This window comes from Hyphomicrobiales bacterium (assembly GCA_017642935.1).
Classification (GTDB): domain Bacteria; phylum Pseudomonadota; class Alphaproteobacteria; order Rhizobiales; family MH13; genus MH13.
Window position 1 is genome coordinate 1 of the sequence record JAEPOK010000006.1, and the last position, 1,128, is coordinate 1,128.

The 1,128-nt window shown below is 62.3% G+C and carries 2 protein-coding genes; both read right to left on the reverse strand.

Annotation, left to right across the window (positions count from 1 at the left end):
* Nucleotides 1-401: hypothetical protein (locus JJ917_17790; protein ID MBO6700682.1), on the reverse strand; the 401-nt coding region annotated here is incomplete at its 3' end.
* A 56-nt stretch (nt 402-457) separates the two neighbouring features.
* Entirely contained in the window at nt 458-1,099 is a 642-nt protein-coding gene (locus tag JJ917_17795; GenBank protein MBO6700683.1) for a DUF4332 domain-containing protein, read from the reverse strand.
* Between the last annotated feature and the right edge of the window lie 29 nt (nt 1,100-1,128).

A 1,128-nucleotide genomic window follows, 5' to 3' on the forward strand; every position in this document is an offset into this window, starting at 1 on the left:
GACTTCAGATTGTCCCGGTATGGGTGACCATGACGCCAGCGTGTCACCCGATCGCCATACGAACACAAGATCAGGGCCATACCGCCGACGACCAGCGGAAACGAGACGCCGAGCAGCACGATCGGCACCTGCCAAGCCTTGAAGAAGACGATCGAACCCAACCCGGCCAACGCCACCAGCGCACCGCCGACAAACTCCCATCGAAACGCAGCCACAACGAGACCGAACAGCGCCAGCCATGGCAGGGCATTGGGCAGGTTGCGCACGACCGCACCGATCCCTTCGCCATATTGGCCGGCGCCGGACAGCACGGCAAAGATGAACCAGAACAGCGCGACGATCACGAGGACCGTGCGCGCGACGACGCGCAGGAGCCGGATAGGCGTGAATGTCTTGCTCATCGGTTTTTCTCTGGTACGCCTTCCACGAAGACCGTTCGGTATCGGGCGCCGCACTGCTACGGCACGTAGGCGGCCGCGGCCACCAATCGCCGGATATCGCGCAGGCCGACCTTGCCCTTGTGGAATTTGGCGCCTTCATTGGCCTTCACCAAAGCTTCAAACAGACCTTCGGGGTCGGCGCGGGCAATGGCGGCGGGGCTTTCAAAACCGGCCGCGGTCAGAACGCGGGCAAAGCTCGGGCTGACCCATTGGATGCGGCACAGGTCCGAGATCGCCGCTAGCTCTTGCAGGTCGTTCGGGTCCGCGCCGGTTTGCGCGGCAAGACCGGCCGCGTCTGCGGTAGAAGCCTCGAACAGTTGCTGCGTGTTCTTGATGCCGGCGTCCCGCAAACGGTTGACCGTGTCGCTGCCCAGCCAATCGACCTCTCCCAGCGACCGCGGCTTGGGAAAGAAGCCGCCAATCGTCCTTTTCAGCAGCTTCAAATACTCCGGATCGATACCGGAGCGCTGCGACAAAGTTGTGAGGGACTTCGATGTCTTCAGAGCGGTTCGCAGGTCTGCCATGGAGCTGATTCCGGCCGCGTTGAGCAACGTCATCTTCGCGCTCAGCCCGTCGCGCAACGGCAACTGGCTCGGGATCAGATCGGTGTCCTCGAGACGCCGTTGCAGGGCACCCAGATCAAGCGATCGGTCATCCATGTGATAGGGCATTACGGTACATCCGTTCG

What these genes read in the sequence shown, in the direction of transcription:
- JJ917_17795 (MBO6700683.1), bottom strand. Translation starts at nt 1,099, where the DNA reads ATGGATGACCGATCGCTTGATCTGGGTGCCCTGCAACGGCGTCTCGAG.